At 53.0% G+C, this 744-nt stretch carries 1 protein-coding gene; it reads left to right on the top strand.

Features of this window, described 5'->3' with window-relative positions; genetic code table 11:
• The coding region (locus tag ACFTXQ_RS36670) for a DNA phosphorothioation-associated putative methyltransferase (protein ID WP_382650025.1) at window positions 1-744 on the top strand (744 nt) is incomplete at both ends.

The following is a 744-nucleotide window of genomic DNA, read 5'->3' as shown; positions in this document are numbered from 1 at the left end:
ACCCGGAACCTCAGTTCAGCATCCGTGATTTTCGTTCCTCCCTCAATCCGCCGATTCTGCACCGGAAGGAACTTCTTCTCCATCTGGATGACGCGCGCCGTAGCCACTGGAGTCGCATCACCGCGGATGCAGAGGCAATCGGTCTTTTTGACGAGAATTTTAGGATCGGATTTCGCAACGATTGGCTTCAGCGAATAGCCGCAGCAGGATATGAGCTGATCGGAGGGGTGTTCGTACCTTCAGGCAACTTTGTCGGCGAAGACTTTGCAGAATCCGTAGTCGGGCCGCGGCCGGCTACCGTTGAGAGATATAGAACAGCGCTGACTCGTTCAGGGTTGTCAGCACCGATACAGGCGCTAATTAGATTCGGATTGCTAACAAAAGATAAGTCGCTGTTCGACTATGGATGTGGGAAGGGCGACGACATCGACGGGCTAAACAATGAAGGGTACAGCGCAAGCGGATGGGATCCCCATTTTGCTGCAGCGGCTCCCATAGTCGGGTGCGATCTAGTCAGCCTGGGATTTGTTCTGAACGTCATCGAAGATCGCGAGGAGCGCGATCGAACACTAAGTCGTGCATATGGACTCGCTCGTGTTGCGTTGTCTGTAGCAGTGATGACAGAAAGCGGATCAAGCAATCGAGGGCAACCGTATCGAGACGGCTATCTCACTTCACGCCGAACCTTTCAGAAATACTTCTCGCAGGCTGAATTAAAGTCGTATATCGAATCCGTGCTCCAAC

Origin of the sequence: Streptomyces sp. NPDC057010 (assembly GCF_042673805.1) — a bacterium.
Lineage (GTDB): Bacteria > Actinomycetota > Actinomycetes > Streptomycetales > Streptomycetaceae > Streptomyces.
The sequence above is the reverse complement of the archived record's forward strand: the minus strand, read 5'-3'. Positions and strand labels throughout refer to the sequence as shown.